Raw genomic sequence first — 16,053 nt, 5'->3', positions numbered from 1 at the left:
AATTTAATTATATTTAAAAAATATAATTTTTAATCGAAAAAAATTTACATTAATCTGTTACAATAACACTGATCAAAAATAAAAAATAAGGATAGGGATGAGACTTGAATTCTACTTCTACTACACAGCAACAAGATGCACAAAACATCAAGAAGCTGCCGATATTGATCTCGCTTATTATCGGGGCATTTTTCTCCATTCTGAATGAAACGCTGCTTAATATTGCTCTGCCAAAGCTGGAAGTGGCGCTGGAGGTTTCGGCCTCTACGCTGCAATGGCTCGCTACGGGCTATATGCTGGTTGTTGGCGTACTGATTCCCGTATCGGCGCTGTTGGTGCAATGGTTTACGACCAGGCAGATGTTTCTTGGCGCCATGGTGCTGTTTACAGCGGGAACGCTCCTTTGCGGGATCGCTCCGAACTTTGAATTACTGCTAGTGGGCCGACTGCTTCAGGCCAGCGGAGCGGGGCTTATGCTGCCTGTCATGATGAACACGATTCTCGTGCTTTATCCGCCGGAGACACGCGGAGCCGCCATGGGTACCATCGGACTTGTCATTATGTTTGCCCCCGCGATCGGGCCGACGCTGTCGGGCTTGATTCTGCAGGTCGCTGACTGGCGCTGGCTGTTTTTCCTGGTACTTCCGTTCGCTGTTTTATCGATCGTTGTCTCATTTATTTTCTTGAAAAATGTCACCACCGTCACGAAGCCCAAAGTCGACGTACTATCGATTCTGCTGTCTACCCTCGGATTCGGCGGCATCGTTTTCGGGTTCAGCAGTGCGGGTAAAGCCGAAACGACTTGGGCCAGCACAGAAGTATATGTTCCCTTGATTGTGGGCGGAGTATCTTTGCTGCTGTTCGTGATCAGACAATTGAAATCCAAGGAACCGATGCTCGATTTCCGCGTGTTCAAGTACCCGATGTTTACATTGACCACGGTGATGCTCATCATCGCGATGATGACGATGTTCTCGACGATGCTGCTGCTTCCATTTCTAATGCAAGGGGTGTTCTTGATGACAACCTTTGCCGCGGGGCTTGTCCTCCTGCCCGGGGGTTTGCTAAACGGCCTCGTCTCGCCAATTACCGGCCGGTTGTTCGATAAATTCGGCCCTCGCGCACTCGTTATACCCGGCAGCACCCTGCTGCTCATTATTATGTGGCTGTTTACACGGATTGATCTGCAGACGACAACGACGACCTTGGTCATTCTGCACATTTTGCTGATGATTTCTATTGCGATGATTATGATGCCTACGCAAACGAACGGCTTGAACCAATTGCCGCAGCGTTTGTACCCTCACGGAACGGCTGTATTGAACACCTTGCAGCAAATTTCCGGGGCGATCGGGGTGGCTCTGTTTATCAGTATTATGACATCAGGGCAACAAAAATACTTCCAGACGCTTACGGCGGAGCCGACAGCCGCACAAATGGCGGAAGGCTTGCTGTCCGGCATTCATCGAGCATTTGTCGTCGGCCTGGTGTTCGCGATTATCGCTTTAGTGATCTCACTGTTCACGAAGCGAACAAAGGCTCCCGTAGAGCAGCTAGCAACTCACACCACTACATCTTAAGACACGCATATGAAAAGGACGTTTCCTTGGCCGCCTGGGCTGGAAACGTCCTTTGTGTCGTGAAGCTGAATGCGAATCGCTCAAACATGAGTCTTCAAAAAATCAACCGTCTGCCGGAAAGCCTCCTGCACCTTTGGCGCCGTAAAATGCTGCTGATCGAATACATGATCCACACCTGAAACAGTGATAAGCCGAGCCGAGATTCCTGATTTCAACAGCTGCTCGTACATCAGGGCGGACTGCTCATAAGGAACGTCCGTATCCTGATCCCCATGCAGCAGCAAGGTGGGCGGATAATTGTCCTGAATGTTATGGATCGGATTGTACATTTCTAACAGGCTTCGATCCCTGATGGGATCCAGGCCTGACATTTCTGTCAGCCACGTTCCCTGCTGTCGGCAGTATAAGTAAAAATTAAATCGCTCCCACTCGCCTTCGGAGACGATTTTTTGGTCAATCGCCTGCAAAGCCTGTTCCCTGCTGACTAAAGGCCTTGTGCAATAATGCTCGCTAGGCTGCATTACCCAATCCCCCAGAATATCTCCGTAACCGTAGAAGGAAACGATCGCTCTCGGCTTTAAATTTAACTCCATCGTCCCCATTAATAAGCTTAAATATCCGCCCGCCGAGCCGCCCATAAGGATCAGCTTGTCGGCATCAAATTCAAATCGCTGCATCGCATCCGTTTTAATCCACTGCACCGCATCTCTTATATCCTGTACAATGTCATGGAGCTTCGTGTAGGGAGCAAGCCGATAATCTATGCTTACCACCGTAAACCCGGCTTGATAATACAGCTCGACTTGGTTTAAAGGCAGCCAGCTTCGCGAACCGAACATTAAGGCGCCGCCGTGGATGTACATGAGGACGGGTGAATGCTTGCCCCTATAGTAAATATCCGCCTTAATCATACAGTCCTTGGCCTGTTTGTACATAACCGTCTCTTTCTTCATGTCATCCTCCTTAATGCCCTTGGCCAGATAACTCATTTTACATCGAACTCCGTCCATTTCACAATATAAAGCGACCGCTCGCCTGTTCTTCGTACAATACGTCCATTTTAAACATACAAAAAAGCCCTTCGCTCCCGAGTAAAGATCGGTTTTTCGAAGGGCCTCTATTCTGTCTGGCAGGCTAATGTTAATGATTATTCAGCCTCAGATACTACCGTGAACCGAGTATTCAAATGCTGCGGATGCTCGATCTCGTCCAGAACCGCGATGGCATAGTCGGCGTAGCTGATGTAGCTCTCTCCTTTGGCATTCAACAAGAGATGATCTTTCCCTAGCTGATAGGCTCCCGTACGCTTGCCTTCCGGATTAAAGAATGCAGCCGGGCTGATGAATGTCCATTGTATGCCGCTGGACTGCTGCAAATCCTTGAGATTCTGGCCTTGATTGCTTGCTGTCGCCTTATATGCGTCCGGAAACTCTGGCGTATCGATCAACTGGGTTGTTTTGGCTTCATCGACGTACAGGCTGCCTGCACCGCCAACGACGATTAACCGGGTATTAGGCGCTCCCTGCAAAGCCTGGATCAATACGCGGCCAGCTTCGACATGCTGCTGCTCCTGACCGTGCGGCGCTCCAAATGCGTTTACCACGACATCGAATGAAGCCAAATCATCAGAGGTAACTGTAAAAATATCCTTTTCAACGGCATTCTGCTCCGACTCGCCAAGCTTCGCTGCATCGCGAACGATGGCGGTGACTTCATGTCCTCGAGCGATCGCTTCCTTGGCGATGAGTTTTCCTGCTTTGCCGCTTGCGCCGATAATTCCGATTTTCATTGAACTTACCTCCACTTGATTTAGATTTTTATCGAAAGGGTTGTTTGCACGTTTTGTCTTTTTCGTTGTAACCACCGATGTTACATCGAGGTTAAAAAAAAGGGTGCATCCTTACACCTTTTTCTTTATTTCTTTGGCCAGGACATTGACAAGCTCTTCCATAGTAATCTCCTGCAGCACCTTTTCCATCGCTTCCTGGGCCCGGATCAGCAATAGCTGGAGCACCGCCTGAATATTTGCGCCGACGGGACACTCCGGCTTGGGTTCTTGATGAATGTGGAATAACTGTCCTTCTTCCACGACGTCTACCGCACGGTAGACCTCCAGCAGGTTAACCTCGTTCAGCCCTTTTAACAGATAGGCCCCACCGCTGCCTGCCCGAACCTGAACCAGCTCAGCCTTCTTCAATTGCCCTAAAATCCTGCGGATGACAACAGGGTTCGTGCCTACACTCTCAGCAATCCATTCAGAGGTGCTGTGGGAATTCGGAGCAATCGCCAGTAATGACATAATATGTACGGCGATCGAGAACCGACTGCTAATTTTCATGTTAAACACCCTCTCGATGTAACTATTATAGTTACAACTTGGAACCGTCGTCAAGTGTACGATTTGATTTCTTATTGGAAAAGAGCTTTAATAACACAATGAAACGGTCTTACGATGGACGATTTAGCGAGACGCCTGCGGATCAGCAAGCGAACCTTATATGAGCACTTCTCCTCCAAGGTCGATATTCTCTCTGCCATTATGGATCAGACCTTTGCTGAAATGAACAATATTACCGAGCAAATTATTCAAGATGAGAAGCTCTCCTTAAATGTGAAAATAAAAGGCGTCATGAACGTACTGCCGAAGCATTGGGAGTTCTATGATTTAAGGAACGCTGGAGCAAATGAAGCGGCATTTCCCCGAACAGTGAGCCAAAATGGCTCTCAATGGTTATGTGCTGAATGTAGACCTTGCACCCGTTTGGAGCTTGTTTCCCTGCAACGCAGGTGCGCCAATAATCTCAATCAGGTTACTATTCATACAGCCTGTTATGCTCAACCCACGTGAATATGCTACAAAAAAGAAAAACCGTGCACATAAAAAAGCCTGGCGGGAGACGCCGCCAGAAACGAACGTCCATATTTAAGATCGTCGCCCCCCCCCCTGCCCAAGTTAACAACGATCTGAGGCTGGGTTATTGATTTAATTCCGGAAAGCGTTGCCTCTATTATATGTTCATAGAACGATATGTAATTAGGATCCAAAAGAAATTGGAAATAAATAACTTAAGCAATTGTATTGTTTAAAGAATAACAAAAAAGCTAAATTAATAATAATGATGAAACAGGTCGTATAATGATAATTATCCGACAAGAGACATGGGTAAAAATGTAGAAAAAAATAGGATTTTACGGAGTACTTATTCAAATTATAGGCCAAATAGCACACTTTTGCATAGTGCATTAGTGAATAAATTCCTTTAAGAAGTCCTGTACATAGTCCGGAGCTGCTTTTTTCATTTGCTCTACAGTATGCAAATATCGCTGAGTCGTGTTGATATGCGCGTGCCCGAGCGTTTCCTGTACTTGCTGAAGCGAAGCTCCTCCCAGCAAGGCCAAGGTTGCGTTGGTATGCCGCAGCCAGTGGGGCGTTAGCTTTTTTGTAATTCCGCTATTTTCTCCGGCTTTACGAATGATGCGTTCAATTTGTCTTGTAGTAATAGGAAACAGCTTAAGCGTACCAGATGGTTCCATGCCCCCAGAAAGACTCTTCGTATATTCGGCAATTATTTTCCATAACTGCTCAGGCACCTTTATTTCTCTTGCCCTCCCTCCTTTTGTATTATGAAGCGTAAGCCAAATACTCGACTCCATAGGATCAGTGTGGAAATTTCCCCAGCATATAGAAGTCAGTTCGGACACCCGCAAACCAAGTAATACGAGCGACAACCCCATCAAATAATTACGTTGACTCTGCTGCTGCAGATGCTTTAGCAACAACCCTACTTCTTTTTTGGTTAAAAAATTCCGGTGGCTTGTCACCTGAATAACCGGCAAGCGTACGTTCGATGTAGGATTCCTTGTAAAAAAGCCTACGTTGCTGTCGCTCCCCCACTTGTACAGCGATTTTAGCGGGGCAATGGAAGCGGCGATACTAGCCGGAGCCAACGCGCGTTTGGTGGTCAGTTTCTCACGCTGCTGCAGATACAGCTTGAAGGCCTCAATCTCCCTCCATGTTACCGAATCAAGCTTCTCGAACCCGATGAACTCCCGAAAACAATGAATGGCCCTCAAGTAACTCCTTTTCGTGTTGTCTGCCGTACAGCAGGCACTTACAAACATGTTCACGATTTTATCATCGCTATAATTATTCGAACTCGTGTGCAGCAAAGTCAACTGGTTTGCAAGATTCATGTTGCCACTGGTAGTCATTCATCTATCCTCCTCAATTTTGTCGGATAATTATCATTATACGACCTGCTGCGGCCAGGAGGAAAATTATTCACAGATCTGCCGGAGGTGATGTCTTACAAGGAAAGGAGTCTTTTCGCCAAGGTTAACACCTTAACTTTTAAAAAAAGGAGAGAACATCTTGAGCTCCTTGCAAAAATTTATGGATAATCAGGTAATGCTACGGCAAGATTCAACATCACTGATTCAGTTGATCAACTTTATGCGTGAAAAACGTCCCGAAGTCTATCGGCATAGTATACGGGTAGCTATGCTGGCAGAACGTATAGCCACCGAGATGAATCTGGAGGTCTACGAGAAAGAAAACTTACTGCGCGGCTGCTTTCTTCACGATCTGGGCAAAATCATGCTGCCTTTGGATGTGTTGGAGCAAGCCGCGCCCCTTACCCCGCACCAGTGGAAGATCATCAGACTCCATCCGCAGGTGGGCGCCGACATTTTACATAACATTTCCGATTTTGAAGAACCGATCATAGAAGTGATTCTTCATCATCATGAACGTTGGGATGGGCAAGGTTACCCCCATGGATTGAGAGAAAAGAACATTCCATTACTGGCTCGCATCTGCTCTGTAGCGGATGCCTTTGACGCCATGATGTGCGTACGGCCATACCGTCAAAGTTTGCCATTGGAACAGGTCAGGCGGGAGTTATGGCGGAACAGAGCAATCCAGTTCGATCCCGTTATCACCTGCCTGACGCTTGAACTGTTCGAGTCGGACACCTCTTATTTCGGGTTTATTCAGGAAAGGTAGGGAAACATGCGCATGCATTCTACAGATCAGAAGCAGTATATCGAGTAATGCCGCTATTGAGCCGCGCGAGCCGGTGAACAAGGACGCAAGTTTGCGGTTGTCGCCGACGAGGCGCGGAAATTGGCCGAACGGAGCGGCGAAGCCACGAACAAACAAATTACGGGCATCATTAAAGGAATGCAGGAGAATACGCGCCCTAGTGTAAAATCCGTGCAGGAAAATGCGGAATTGTCCGAACGTACCGGAGATTCTTTGGGGCATATCGTCAGCTACGTCAATGATGCCGGTCAAAAGGTTGACGAGATTGCCATCGCTCAATTGCTAGCCCAACTGGCAGAAGAACTGCAGCGTTCCGTTTCCGTCTTCAAGCTTTAAGATTAAACCGGATTATTTTATTGATAAAAGGCCTTTTCGGGAGTCAATTTTTCTACGAAAAGGCCTCTTCATGCGAAAGAACTTTCTTCCTATTGTAATTGAACAAGCGTTCATTCTCTTCATGCTCCCCGTCTTTGTAATGCTATGTCACATAATAACCGCCTTCAAAATCAATAATTTCATCCCCTTCGGAATCCATGTAGTCGGTCAAGGCATAGATCCAAACCAGTCCCTCTTTCTCCGCATCATAATACAAGAAATCTCTTGGAGTAAAACTGTCTTGCGGTCTTGGTTTGAGCTTGAAAAATAGGCATTAAAAGACTATTTAATATTCTGCAATCCGTCGGCATGATTACTGGGCCGTTTATTGGCGGCATTCTGACCGATTGGCTGGATGTGCCGCGGACGATCATCACGATCAGCTTTGCCCTGTTGGTCGGCGTCGCTGCATTATGGGTACTTCCAGAGGCGATCCTCTGTCCTATCCAGAAGAAAACTCACGGATAACGGCTCCCTGCGCCTGCAGAGCAAGCCAAAAACACCGAAGCATGGGATCGTAAGCCCCATACGCTTCGGTGTTTTTAAAGCAGGATGATTTTATCTTTTCAAGCCAATACGAACATGAATGCCGAACGGATCGCTTAAAGCAATAACATCATCCTGACGCTCGTAAGATAAATCCGCCTGTCTAATTCGCTCCTCCACTTCGGCAATAGCCTGCCGATCCGGGAGCGTTACGGTATAATACGCTAAACCCGTAGCGTCAATAGCCGCAGGAGGAGCCCCTACCCCCGCCCAGGTGTTAAGCCCGATATGATGATGATAGCCGCCCGCCGAAATAAATAATGCAGCCGAGCCGTAATGAGCCGTAACCTCAAAACCGAGCACATCGCAGTAGAACCGCTTCGCTTGCTGTAAATTTCCGACGTGAAAGTGGACGTGGCCGATCACCGTTCCCGCAGGAAGCCCCTGCCAGTGTGCCTGCTCCGAAATTTGCAGCAGTCCGTCGATGTCCACCGGATCCGTTGTCATCACATATTCTCCGTTAGCACTACGCTGCCAAGTATCCCGCGGCCGATCCGCATAGATTTCGATCCCGTTATTATCCGGATCATTCAAATAAAGGGCTTCACTTACGAGGTGATCTCCCTGACCGACCGCAATGTTATGCTTGATCAAATTACGCAGCGCTAATCCTAGCGATAATCTGTCAGGCAGTAAAATTGCAAAATGATAAAGACCGGAGGAACGATTTTGGGATATGCGGTAGTCGCCATTCGCCTCCAGGATAACTAATGCATTGCTTCCATCCGCGGTCAGCTCTGCCACATTGCCCTCTTGCTTCAAAAGCTGCAGCCCAATGACCTCTTTATAAAAAATAATGGAGCGCTCCAAATTTTGTACTTTCAAACGAACCAGACCTATTTCAGCCTGTGGATGTATCGATTTCGCCATGTAAAACGGCTCCTCCCGTTATAGTGTGCGCGCAACTTGTAATCAATACAGTTACAACTGTTGTAATCAGTATAGTTACACTTAAACTTTTTGTCAACAGCCCTGTTGCTAATGGTTAGTCCTTATAGTAATGTGCAACTTTTAACCAATTGGATCGTCTTAATATGATACAATAGCGTTTCAAAAACACATGCAGTAAGGAGATCAAAATGAACATCACAAAACGCGTTTCAACCAAAATCGCCATGATCGGGCTGGCCGCCCTGCTATCTACCGTCCCTCTGGCCTGTTCATCGGCTTCTGCAACTGCTGCAGCGGCAAGCAGCGCCAAGGCGCAATCGAATATCAAGCTGACCATCAACGGCCAGGAATATTCGCCTTCGTCAGCGCCATTGATGCACAAGGGTACCGTCTATTTGCCTTTACGGGATGTCAGCGAACTGCTGGGCAGCGTTGTGTTCTGGAATGCGAAGGATAATAATGTGACGATGACGTACCCAAATCGCGTTATTTCCATGAAATTGAATACTTCAACCGCGATGATGAATGGGAAAACCGTGAAGCTGGATTCTCCGCCCTTCGTCAAAAACGGGCGTACCTTCGTCCCGGTTCGCTTCTTCTCGGAAGCGATCGGAGCCAGCGTGGATTGGACTGCTTCATCAAAGACCGTATCTCTTACTCAGCAATCTCTCTATGCCAAAGGAGGCGGCGTCAATATAACCATTTGGCTAAATAAAAAGACGGGCGACGTATATTTTGCCCATCCCTTTGAAGCTGATCCGGTTCACGTTGGACAGCTAGAAATAGACGTCAAGGAATTTTTGGATATCACCGCCTACAGCATGCCGAGCGAACAACATAGCTATATCATTAGAGTCGAGGACAACTATGGCGAGCCCCACGTTCATACCGACGTTTACACGGCGATGATCAAAGACAATCAGCTTGTTAAACAAAGCAAAGCCTATTACTTTCAAAGGTATGAGAAAAATGCCTTGCTGGATCATGACGGAAATGCTGTCCTGAACGATGGTAAGCAGCTTACGATCATCGACCAGGAAGGCCGCATCATCCAAGAGTATGACCTGCCCAAGCTGACCGGGAAGGACGAGAACCACTCCGTTCTGGCTGTTGCCTCATCTTATTTGCTCATCCGGCCAAACCTGAGCGGACACCTCACCCTGATCAATCTAAAGGATCAATCGGCCACTCTTCTCTACCAAGAGCTCTTAAGCGGAGTAGAACGCGAATATGCCGAAATGAACGATGTGCCGTATCGGGGCGATGACCTCGTATTTATGGGCGAGGCTCCGGATGGCTCGCTGCAATTTGAGAATCTCAGTCCTTTGGGCAGCAAGGACAAGAAGTACACATACAAGCTGAATTAGCAGTAATCATCCATGGAGGGCGGCGGCTTTATTACCCCATACGGAGAAACGTTATCCCGATTTGCACTAGATGCGAATCCCGGTTAACATGCGACATAAAACGAAGAAGAACCGGGCTGCACCCCGGTTCTTTCTTTATTACGGCATCATATCCCTGACACGCTCCGGCGACAAAGGCTCATCGCCCAGATGAATCATTTCCTCTCCATACATCTCCTCCAGCGCATCCACATCCTTGAGCATATGCCCCGTCAAGATCGCTGCCGCAGTCTCCTCCGGATCGATCACGCCATCCGCACGCAGCTTCTTCAGCCCGGCTACCGTTGCGGCGGAAGCCGGCTCGCTGCCGACTCCACTGCGGTCAATAGCCCGCTTAGCCCGCATAATCTCCTCATCGCTGACGGATACCGTTACGCCGTGGCTCAGCTCCAGTGCAAACAATGCCTTGCGCCAGCTCGGCGGATTGCCGATATTCATGGCACTGGCTCGCGTACGAGGATGCGGATCAGGTATAAGCGTCTGATCGTTGCTCTGTACCATTCGATGAAACGGACTCGCTCCTTCGGCCTGGACAAGCGCGATACGCGGCAGCTTATCGATCATGCCCAGCCGCCATAAATCGTCTAATCCTTTGCCCAGTGCGGAAACATTGCTAAGCGCGCCTCCGGGGATCGCGATCCAATCCGGCATCTTCCACCCAAGCTGCTGTGCCAGCTCATAGACGATGCTCTTCTGCCCTTCGATCCGGTAAGGGTTCAACGAGTTACACACGTAGAGGCCAAGCTCATCGCCCCAACGCTCCAAAAATGTGATTCCGTCATCATATGTTCCATCAAAACGGATCACTTGCGCACCATATGCGATCGTCTGATTGATTTTTGCCGGGGAAATATCGCTGGCCGGTGCGATAACAAGGGAAGCACGACCGCACCAAGCCGAATACATGGCGAGTGATGCCGAGGTATTTCCGGTAGAGGAGCAAGCAAAGACATCTCTTCCCAAGGACAACCCATGCGAGACGGCAACCACCATGCCGTTATCCTTGAAGGAGCCGCTCGGATTCTCGCTCTGCGCCTTCAGCCTGATTTCCCTGATTCCTGCGTACGCGGCGCAGGCCTCTGAACGGTACAAGCCCGTGTTTCCCTCTCCCCTCGTAATTATGGCCGCTTCCGGAAGCTCTGGAGCGATCAGCTCCGCATATCTCCACACCCCGCTGGCATGAATACTTCCCCGTAAATGCAGCCTTTGTTCAAAAATCCGCTTTAACCGTTCTCCATCCAAACCGCTTAAATCACGCTGAAGCTCCAATATTCCCCCGCACTCGCAGCGAATCCGCCAATGTCCGCTGATCTCTGCCCCGCATTCCAGGCAGATTAGCATATGTCCCTGATTTACGCTATTTGTCATCCTATTCTCTCCTTCGCTTAGCAGGTGAATTTGTAATTCTACAAATACCATAACGGATAGCGATAAATAAGAATAATATATATAATTTAGTTATATATAAATAAAATTTATGTTTATTGGAGGATAAATTTTATGAACCTTCATGCATTACGCATCTTTCATCGAATTTCACAAGCTGGGGGAGTAAGCAAGGCTGCCGAAGAACTTAAGATTAGTCAGCCGGCTGTTACCATGCAGCTGCGCAAGCTGGAGATGGAATTACAAATACGCTTGACGCGGTTGGAAGGAAGAAATGTCGTGTTGACCGATGCGGGGAATTGGCTTGCCGCCCAAGCGGACAGGCTATTTGCCTTGGAAGCGGAAATCGACAAGCAGTGCGATGCTTATCAGCGAGGCCGTATTGGCAGCCTGAAAATATCAGCAACCTATTTGCCGGCAAATTATTTACTGCCGACATGGCTGGCGCAGTATCAGCAGAAGCATGCCGAGGTTGAAATCAGTCTGATATCGGGCAATGTGCAGTTCGCGATCGACAAGCTGCTTCGTTTTGAGACGGATATGGCCTGGATCGGCGGCTCGCGCAGGCGGCTCCCGGCCAGCGTTGACTCCATCCCTGTTTACGAAGACGAGCTCTGGTTTGTAGCACTTCCGGAACATCCTCTCGCGGGGCGAAGCGCAGCCCCTGCTAAACTGCTCGCCTCTCCCTTTGTACTCAGGGAACCGGGAAGCTATACGCTTGAGGCTCTGCTGTCACTCTGCCGGACAGCAGAAATACCCGAACCGCTGCCTTCGGTTCGGGTAAATGGGCCCCAGGAGGCTCTGCGGGCTGCGCTCGCCGGGCTGGGGATTACGCTGACATCGGCCATGGAGGCTCGTTCCTACGTGGAGAACGGATCGCTAATGCGGATCGAAGCCGAAGGCCTTAAGGCGAGCAACGTTATCTCCTGCTGCGTACGTTCCGGCGATCCCCTGCCTCCGCAAGCCAAGTCTTTTCTGGAGCTGGTTCAGCAAGAAGGCGTAAAGCCCTGACTTATCCAAGCATTGCGGCTTGCCGCTTGTAATGATCCTCAAGCACAAGGCAGGCCATCGCTTCAACGACCGGAATAATCCGCGGGCAAATGGAAGGATCATGTCTGCCTTCCGTAATAATTTGCTGCTCCTCGCCTCGAATATTCATCGTTTGCTGAGGAACGGATATCGACGAGGTCGGCTTGACGACGATACGGAAGATAATTTCATTCCCCGTGCTTATCCCTCCCAAAATTCCGCCGGAATTATTGCTCAAAAATCCGGAGGCGTTCATCTCGTCGTTATGCTCGCTGCCCAGCATGTCCGCTGCGGCAAAGCCCGCTCCAAACTCGATCCCTTTCACGGCTCCGATCGAGAGCATCGCCTTGGCAAGCTCCGCATCGAGCTTATCAAAGACCGGCTCCCCCAGCCCCGCCTTCACACCGCGGATTCGGCACTCCACAATGCCGCCGCAGCTGTCTCCTGCGGCTGAAAGCTGCTCCACCCGCTCAATCATCCGCACGGCGGCATCCGGATCACAGGCACGTACCGCGTTCTGCTCAATGATATCTTCGTTATAGGTCTCGCAGCGGATTCCGCCAAGCTCCTTCGTATAAGCTATTACTTGAACTCCGCGATGCTCCAGCAGCTTACGGGCGACCGCGCCAGCAGCCACTCTACCTGCCGTCTCTCTGCCTGAGGCTCTGCCGCTGCCGCGATGATCGCGAATACCGTATTTTTGCAAATAAGTGTAATCGGCATGACCCGGACGAAAAGCATTTTGAATATCGCTGTATGCCTCGGGCCGCATATCCTTGTTTTCCAGCATGATGAAAAGCGGTGTCCCTGTAGTCTTTCCTTCAAACATGCCGGATTTAATGCTAATAATGTCATACTCTTTGCGCGGCGTAGTCACCGAGGATTGACCCGGTTTGCGGCGATCCATCTGCGCCTGGATGTAAGCCTCGGTCAGCTCCACTCCCGGCGTAACTCCATCTACAATGACACCGACAGCCGCCCCGTGCGACTCTCCGAACGTCGTGATTTTGAATACTTCTCCGAATGTATTACCTGCCATATCAATCTCTCCCTCATTCGCTCGATGTTGACATCGTCCTATATCTCTCATTATACTTTGCTCAATGATATAAATGAAATTCAAAATTCAATCGATTGATATAGAGTGGATTTATGCCAAATAATGTGATGATATTCAAATTTGAAGGACATCGATAAAAGCAGGTGAAATCAAATGAATCAAATTTATCCTATGAATCAAGTTAATATCGAGCTGTATCGCATTTTCCTGCATACCGCACGCCTCGGCAATCTGACCAAGGCGGCCCAGCAGCTGCATATCACTCAGCCGTCCGTGAGCTATGCAATCAAGCAGCTCGAATCCCGTCTTGATGTCAAATTGTTCGATCGCCTTTCCAAGGGCGTGAAATTAACGCCGGAAGGCTGTGCATTGCTCGAATACGTGGAACAATCCTTCGCCTTGCTCCACGCCGGGGAGCAGAAAATAGCGAATCTTAAAACATTATCAAGCGGCGAGCTTCGGGTCGGCGCAAGCGGCCCGATGATCAAGCACCTTCTCCTGCCGGCACTGGATCAATTTCACGAGCAGTATCCCGAGGTCAGAATTCGCTTATCCCAGGGAAAAAGCAGCGATATCCAGCACCAGCTGCTGGAGGGTCAAATCGATATCGGCCTTGTCCATTTGCCGCTGAGCGATGAGAGACTTGTCTCCAATCATCTTATTTCACAGCAGCAGATTTTCGTTGTCGGATCAGCCTATCGTCATTTTGCCGAGAAGCAGCTTAGCGCCAGTGAGCTTCAGCAAATTCCGCTGCTCTTATTCTCCAAAGACAGCAGTACGCGCCATTTCGTTGAGAAATGGCTTCATGCCCTGGGGATTGAAGCCCAGGTTGACATTGAACTCGGCAGCCTGGATATGCTGATCGAATTCGCAAAACGAGGCTATGGTGCTGCCTTCGTCGCACGCTCCTTCGCTACACAGGAACTGCACGATGGAACGTTGTTCGAGCTGCAAATCGCAGAACCAATCCCTTTGCGCTCCATCACGGTCGCCACCCGCCGTGACATGTCTTTATCGATTAGCGCGAAGCAATTTATGGAGCTGCTGATCCATTCCCTGCAATCTTCCATGTAATCATGTTTGTAATGCCGAGCAAAGGGTAACTATAAATAGGGACAGAATCAACTTTGCCTAAAGAAGGAGGCTTCTATAATGGATCAACAATCCGAAGATCAAATCCGTAACAAGCTTGATGAGAAAGGCGATTCTTTAGCCGAGAAGAAAAAAATCGAAAGCGGCAAGGATATTGAGCCGCAGGCTGAGGAATGGGTGGGCAAGCCCGTTGCGTTTGTCGATAACGACGAATCCGAACATAAATAAGCAGCACACCGGCACCCAAGGAAATAGACAGGGCATATTCAAAATGCCTTCTCTGCTTCCTTGGGTGTTTTTTTTAGATTGTAGAATTTTAAATTTTCAATGGGGCTGCTCGCCTGCTACATCGCCAGCTTTCTTCTCGATGGTGTATTTCGATATTCCCTCCGTTTGCAAGCGTATGGAAAGAAATGCACATATTAGGGTCAAAACGGCCGACACCCCGTATGCGCCGAATAGCATGATTGACTCCGCCAAAAAACCCGCTGAAGCGGAGCCGATAAGTATGCCTGCCGTCATCAATGGCATAATTACACCATTAACACGACCTATATACTTCTCTTCAACGCCTTGAATCATCAATGCACCAAAAATAACTTGAAAGAAGCTAAGTACAATGCCAAGCAGCAATCGAACGGTTCCGGTGAGCAGCGGCCACAACGAAAGCACCTCGATCATGGTAGCAATGGACATCCAGGTTAAAGCTAAAGGAATGATTTTGCTGCGATGGCGCTCTACCCAGCGCATCGACGCTGCGGCGATAGCTCCCCCAAGCAGTACGCCTATGCCAGCGGCAGCTTCAAACCATTGAACAGCCTCCTTGGGCAAGCCCAGCCGCTCCATCGTCACAAAGACGTCCAACGGCTGTGTGATTCCGATACCAACCCCCATAATCAGGAACATTATCGCGATGATCCGCAAATTGGCCGACCGTTGAACATAACGGATTCCTTCCCCCATGTCCTTCCACACCGTGGCTGAAGACGACGTCCTGTCTCGCGGAGAAGCAGGCAACGCGATCTGAAGCAGTGCTGCCGACATAAAAATACCGATCAATGCCACAAGTGAAGCTTGAATGCCAAGCTGTGTATAAACAAGAGTTCCTACAATCGGCCCGAAAATGAGAAAAATCGCCATCAAGCTCTGTGTTATCCCAATAGCCATGCCGATGAATTTTTCGGGGACATGACGCTTAAACAGCACGGCAGAAGACGGCTGCGAGAATTGGCTTACGACAGCAGACACGACGGTCGCTGCAAAGACGGCTTGCCACCATCCCGCCATAACTAAGGCCAGAATAAGGACAACCGATACTGCACTCAGCAAGTCCCCGATAATTACCGTTCGTTTCGGGTTCCACCGATCCGCAAATGTACCGCCAAGTAGCGAGAAAATAAAAATGGGCAAATATTCAAATACGGTTAACAAGGAAACCGCGGTTGGATTATTATTCGTCTGCTCCATAATATAGAATAGTAAAGCCATATTCCTGATCCATATACCGAGCTGCTGCAGCAAATCTGCCGTAGCCACGATAAGAAATACCCGATTGCGAAAAAGTGAATCCATAAATCAACCTCCATCAATTCAATTAATTCGACCGTTCAGTTTAATAGTTATTAGAGAGCATGATCATATCTA

General features: G+C 48.9%; 15 protein-coding genes and 2 pseudogenes. 9 read left to right on the top strand and 8 right to left on the bottom strand.

Annotated features, from left to right (window positions below):
• The first annotated feature begins 104 nt into the window (after positions 1–104).
• Complete coding sequence (locus tag ACE3MQ_RS00395) at positions 105–1,580, top strand: DHA2 family efflux MFS transporter permease subunit (protein ID WP_379389464.1); 1,476 nt, start codon at positions 105–107, stop codon at positions 1,578–1,580.
• Between the two features lie 80 nt (positions 1,581–1,660).
• Here ACE3MQ_RS00395 and ACE3MQ_RS00390 read toward each other — a convergent pair whose 3' ends face one another.
• From ACE3MQ_RS00390 to ACE3MQ_RS00380, 3 genes are all read right to left on the bottom strand, one after another.
• A complete protein-coding gene (locus ACE3MQ_RS00390; protein ID WP_379389462.1) occupies positions 1,661–2,533 on the bottom strand; it encodes an alpha/beta hydrolase in 873 nt (290 codons plus the stop codon).
• Positions 2,534–2,727: 194 nt separating this feature from the next.
• Positions 2,728–3,369 (bottom strand): NAD(P)-dependent oxidoreductase, encoded by a 642-nt coding sequence (locus ACE3MQ_RS00385; protein WP_379389460.1) that lies wholly within the window; start codon positions 3,367–3,369, stop codon positions 2,728–2,730.
• 111 nt (positions 3,370–3,480) lie between these two features.
• Positions 3,481–3,918: an Rrf2 family transcriptional regulator gene (locus ACE3MQ_RS00380; protein ID WP_379389458.1), complete on the bottom strand. Its 438-nt coding sequence runs from the start codon at positions 3,916–3,918 to the stop codon at positions 3,481–3,483.
• A 114-nt stretch (positions 3,919–4,032) separates the two neighbouring features.
• Between ACE3MQ_RS00380 and ACE3MQ_RS00375 the strand changes: the two are divergent.
• Positions 4,033–4,288 (top strand): annotated as a pseudogene (locus ACE3MQ_RS00375) (TetR/AcrR family transcriptional regulator); the annotation flags it as partial.
• Positions 4,289–4,823: 535 nt separating this feature from the next.
• Here ACE3MQ_RS00375 and ACE3MQ_RS00365 read toward each other — a convergent pair.
• Positions 4,824–5,792, bottom strand: coding sequence for a tyrosine-type recombinase/integrase (locus ACE3MQ_RS00365; protein ID WP_379389456.1), 969 nt, complete (start codon positions 5,790–5,792; stop codon positions 4,824–4,826).
• Positions 5,793–5,988: 196 nt separating this feature from the next.
• Between ACE3MQ_RS00365 and ACE3MQ_RS00360 the strand changes: the two genes are divergently transcribed.
• The 3 genes and pseudogenes from ACE3MQ_RS00360 to ACE3MQ_RS00350 all read left to right on the top strand — a co-directional run bounded on the left by ACE3MQ_RS00360 (position 5,989) and on the right by ACE3MQ_RS00350 (position 7,467).
• The gene (locus ACE3MQ_RS00360; RefSeq protein WP_379389454.1) at positions 5,989–6,585 is read left to right on the top strand and encodes an HD-GYP domain-containing protein; all 597 of its coding nucleotides are present in this window, start codon (positions 5,989–5,991) and stop codon (positions 6,583–6,585) included.
• A gap of 60 nt (positions 6,586–6,645) precedes the next feature.
• Positions 6,646–6,960, top strand: a pseudogene (locus ACE3MQ_RS00355) (methyl-accepting chemotaxis protein); the annotation flags it as partial.
• A gap of 348 nt (positions 6,961–7,308) precedes the next feature.
• Positions 7,309–7,467, top strand: a complete 159-nt coding sequence (locus ACE3MQ_RS00350) for a hypothetical protein (protein WP_379389452.1) — start codon at positions 7,309–7,311, stop codon at positions 7,465–7,467.
• A 90-nt stretch (positions 7,468–7,557) separates the two neighbouring features.
• Here ACE3MQ_RS00350 and ACE3MQ_RS00345 read toward each other — a convergent pair whose 3' ends face one another.
• Positions 7,558–8,415, bottom strand: coding sequence for a VOC family protein (locus ACE3MQ_RS00345; RefSeq protein WP_379389450.1), 858 nt, complete (start codon positions 8,413–8,415; stop codon positions 7,558–7,560).
• A gap of 209 nt (positions 8,416–8,624) precedes the next feature.
• On the opposite strand from ACE3MQ_RS00345, the gene ACE3MQ_RS00340 reads away from it, so the two are divergent.
• Positions 8,625–9,803 carry a copper amine oxidase N-terminal domain-containing protein gene (locus tag ACE3MQ_RS00340; protein WP_379389448.1) on the top strand — a complete coding sequence of 393 codons (1,179 nt, stop codon included), beginning with the start codon at positions 8,625–8,627 and terminating at the stop codon, positions 9,801–9,803.
• Between the two features lie 138 nt (positions 9,804–9,941).
• Here the strand turns inward: ACE3MQ_RS00340 and thrC are convergent, their stop codons facing one another.
• Positions 9,942–11,210 carry a threonine synthase gene (gene thrC, locus ACE3MQ_RS00335; RefSeq protein ID WP_379389446.1) on the bottom strand — a complete coding sequence of 423 codons (1,269 nt, stop codon included), beginning with the start codon at positions 11,208–11,210 and terminating at the stop codon, positions 9,942–9,944.
• Between the two features lie 132 nt (positions 11,211–11,342).
• On the opposite strand from thrC, the gene ACE3MQ_RS00330 reads away from it, so the two are divergent.
• On the top strand, positions 11,343–12,239 hold the full coding sequence (locus tag ACE3MQ_RS00330) for a LysR family transcriptional regulator (protein ID WP_379389444.1): 897 nt from the start codon (positions 11,343–11,345) through the stop codon (positions 12,237–12,239).
• Between the two features lies 1 nt (position 12,240).
• On the opposite strand, the gene aroC is transcribed toward ACE3MQ_RS00330, so the two are convergent.
• Positions 12,241–13,296: a chorismate synthase gene (gene aroC / locus ACE3MQ_RS00325; protein WP_379389442.1), complete on the bottom strand. Its 1,056-nt coding sequence runs from the start codon at positions 13,294–13,296 to the stop codon at positions 12,241–12,243.
• A gap of 174 nt (positions 13,297–13,470) precedes the next feature.
• Between aroC and ACE3MQ_RS00320 the strand changes: the two genes are divergently transcribed.
• On the top strand, positions 13,471–14,391 hold the full coding sequence (locus ACE3MQ_RS00320) for a LysR family transcriptional regulator (protein ID WP_379389440.1): 921 nt from the start codon (positions 13,471–13,473) through the stop codon (positions 14,389–14,391).
• 78 nt (positions 14,392–14,469) lie between these two features.
• The gene (locus ACE3MQ_RS00315; RefSeq protein ID WP_379389438.1) at positions 14,470–14,637 is read left to right on the top strand and encodes a hypothetical protein; all 168 of its coding nucleotides are present in this window, start codon (positions 14,470–14,472) and stop codon (positions 14,635–14,637) included.
• A 96-nt stretch (positions 14,638–14,733) separates the two neighbouring features.
• Here ACE3MQ_RS00315 and ACE3MQ_RS00310 read toward each other — a convergent pair whose 3' ends face one another.
• Complete coding sequence (locus ACE3MQ_RS00310) at positions 14,734–15,981, bottom strand: MFS transporter (protein ID WP_379389436.1); 1,248 nt, start codon at positions 15,979–15,981, stop codon at positions 14,734–14,736.
• Positions 15,982–16,053 lie beyond the last annotated feature (72 nt).

This window comes from Paenibacillus lentus (assembly GCF_042714055.1).
Lineage (GTDB): Bacteria > Bacillota > Bacilli > Paenibacillales > Paenibacillaceae > Fontibacillus > Fontibacillus lentus_A.
The sequence above is the reverse complement of the archived record's forward strand: the minus strand, read 5'-3'. Positions and strand labels throughout refer to the sequence as shown.

What these genes read in the sequence shown, in the direction of transcription:
- ACE3MQ_RS00380 (WP_379389458.1), bottom strand. Translation starts at nt 3,918, where the DNA reads ATGAAAATTAGCAGTCGGTTCTCGATCGCCGTACATATTATGTCATTA.
- thrC (WP_379389446.1), bottom strand. Translation starts at nt 11,210, where the DNA reads ATGACAAATAGCGTAAATCAGGGACATATGCTAATCTGCCTGGAATGC.
- ACE3MQ_RS00350 (WP_379389452.1), top strand. Translation starts at nt 7,309, where the DNA reads ATGATTACTGGGCCGTTTATTGGCGGCATTCTGACCGATTGGCTGGAT.
- ACE3MQ_RS00320 (WP_379389440.1), top strand. Translation starts at nt 13,471, where the DNA reads ATGAATCAAATTTATCCTATGAATCAAGTTAATATCGAGCTGTATCGC.
- ACE3MQ_RS00360 (WP_379389454.1), top strand. Translation starts at nt 5,989, where the DNA reads ATGCTACGGCAAGATTCAACATCACTGATTCAGTTGATCAACTTTATG.
- aroC (WP_379389442.1), bottom strand. Translation starts at nt 13,296, where the DNA reads ATGGCAGGTAATACATTCGGAGAAGTATTCAAAATCACGACGTTCGGA.
- ACE3MQ_RS00310 (WP_379389436.1), bottom strand. Translation starts at nt 15,981, where the DNA reads ATGGATTCACTTTTTCGCAATCGGGTATTTCTTATCGTGGCTACGGCA.
- ACE3MQ_RS00385 (WP_379389460.1), bottom strand. Translation starts at nt 3,369, where the DNA reads ATGAAAATCGGAATTATCGGCGCAAGCGGCAAAGCAGGAAAACTCATC.
- ACE3MQ_RS00345 (WP_379389450.1), bottom strand. Translation starts at nt 8,415, where the DNA reads ATGGCGAAATCGATACATCCACAGGCTGAAATAGGTCTGGTTCGTTTG.
- ACE3MQ_RS00315 (WP_379389438.1), top strand. Translation starts at nt 14,470, where the DNA reads ATGGATCAACAATCCGAAGATCAAATCCGTAACAAGCTTGATGAGAAA.
- ACE3MQ_RS00340 (WP_379389448.1), top strand. Translation starts at nt 8,625, where the DNA reads ATGAACATCACAAAACGCGTTTCAACCAAAATCGCCATGATCGGGCTG.
- ACE3MQ_RS00365 (WP_379389456.1), bottom strand. Translation starts at nt 5,792, where the DNA reads ATGACTACCAGTGGCAACATGAATCTTGCAAACCAGTTGACTTTGCTG.
- ACE3MQ_RS00390 (WP_379389462.1), bottom strand. Translation starts at nt 2,533, where the DNA reads ATGAAGAAAGAGACGGTTATGTACAAACAGGCCAAGGACTGTATGATT.
- ACE3MQ_RS00330 (WP_379389444.1), top strand. Translation starts at nt 11,343, where the DNA reads ATGAACCTTCATGCATTACGCATCTTTCATCGAATTTCACAAGCTGGG.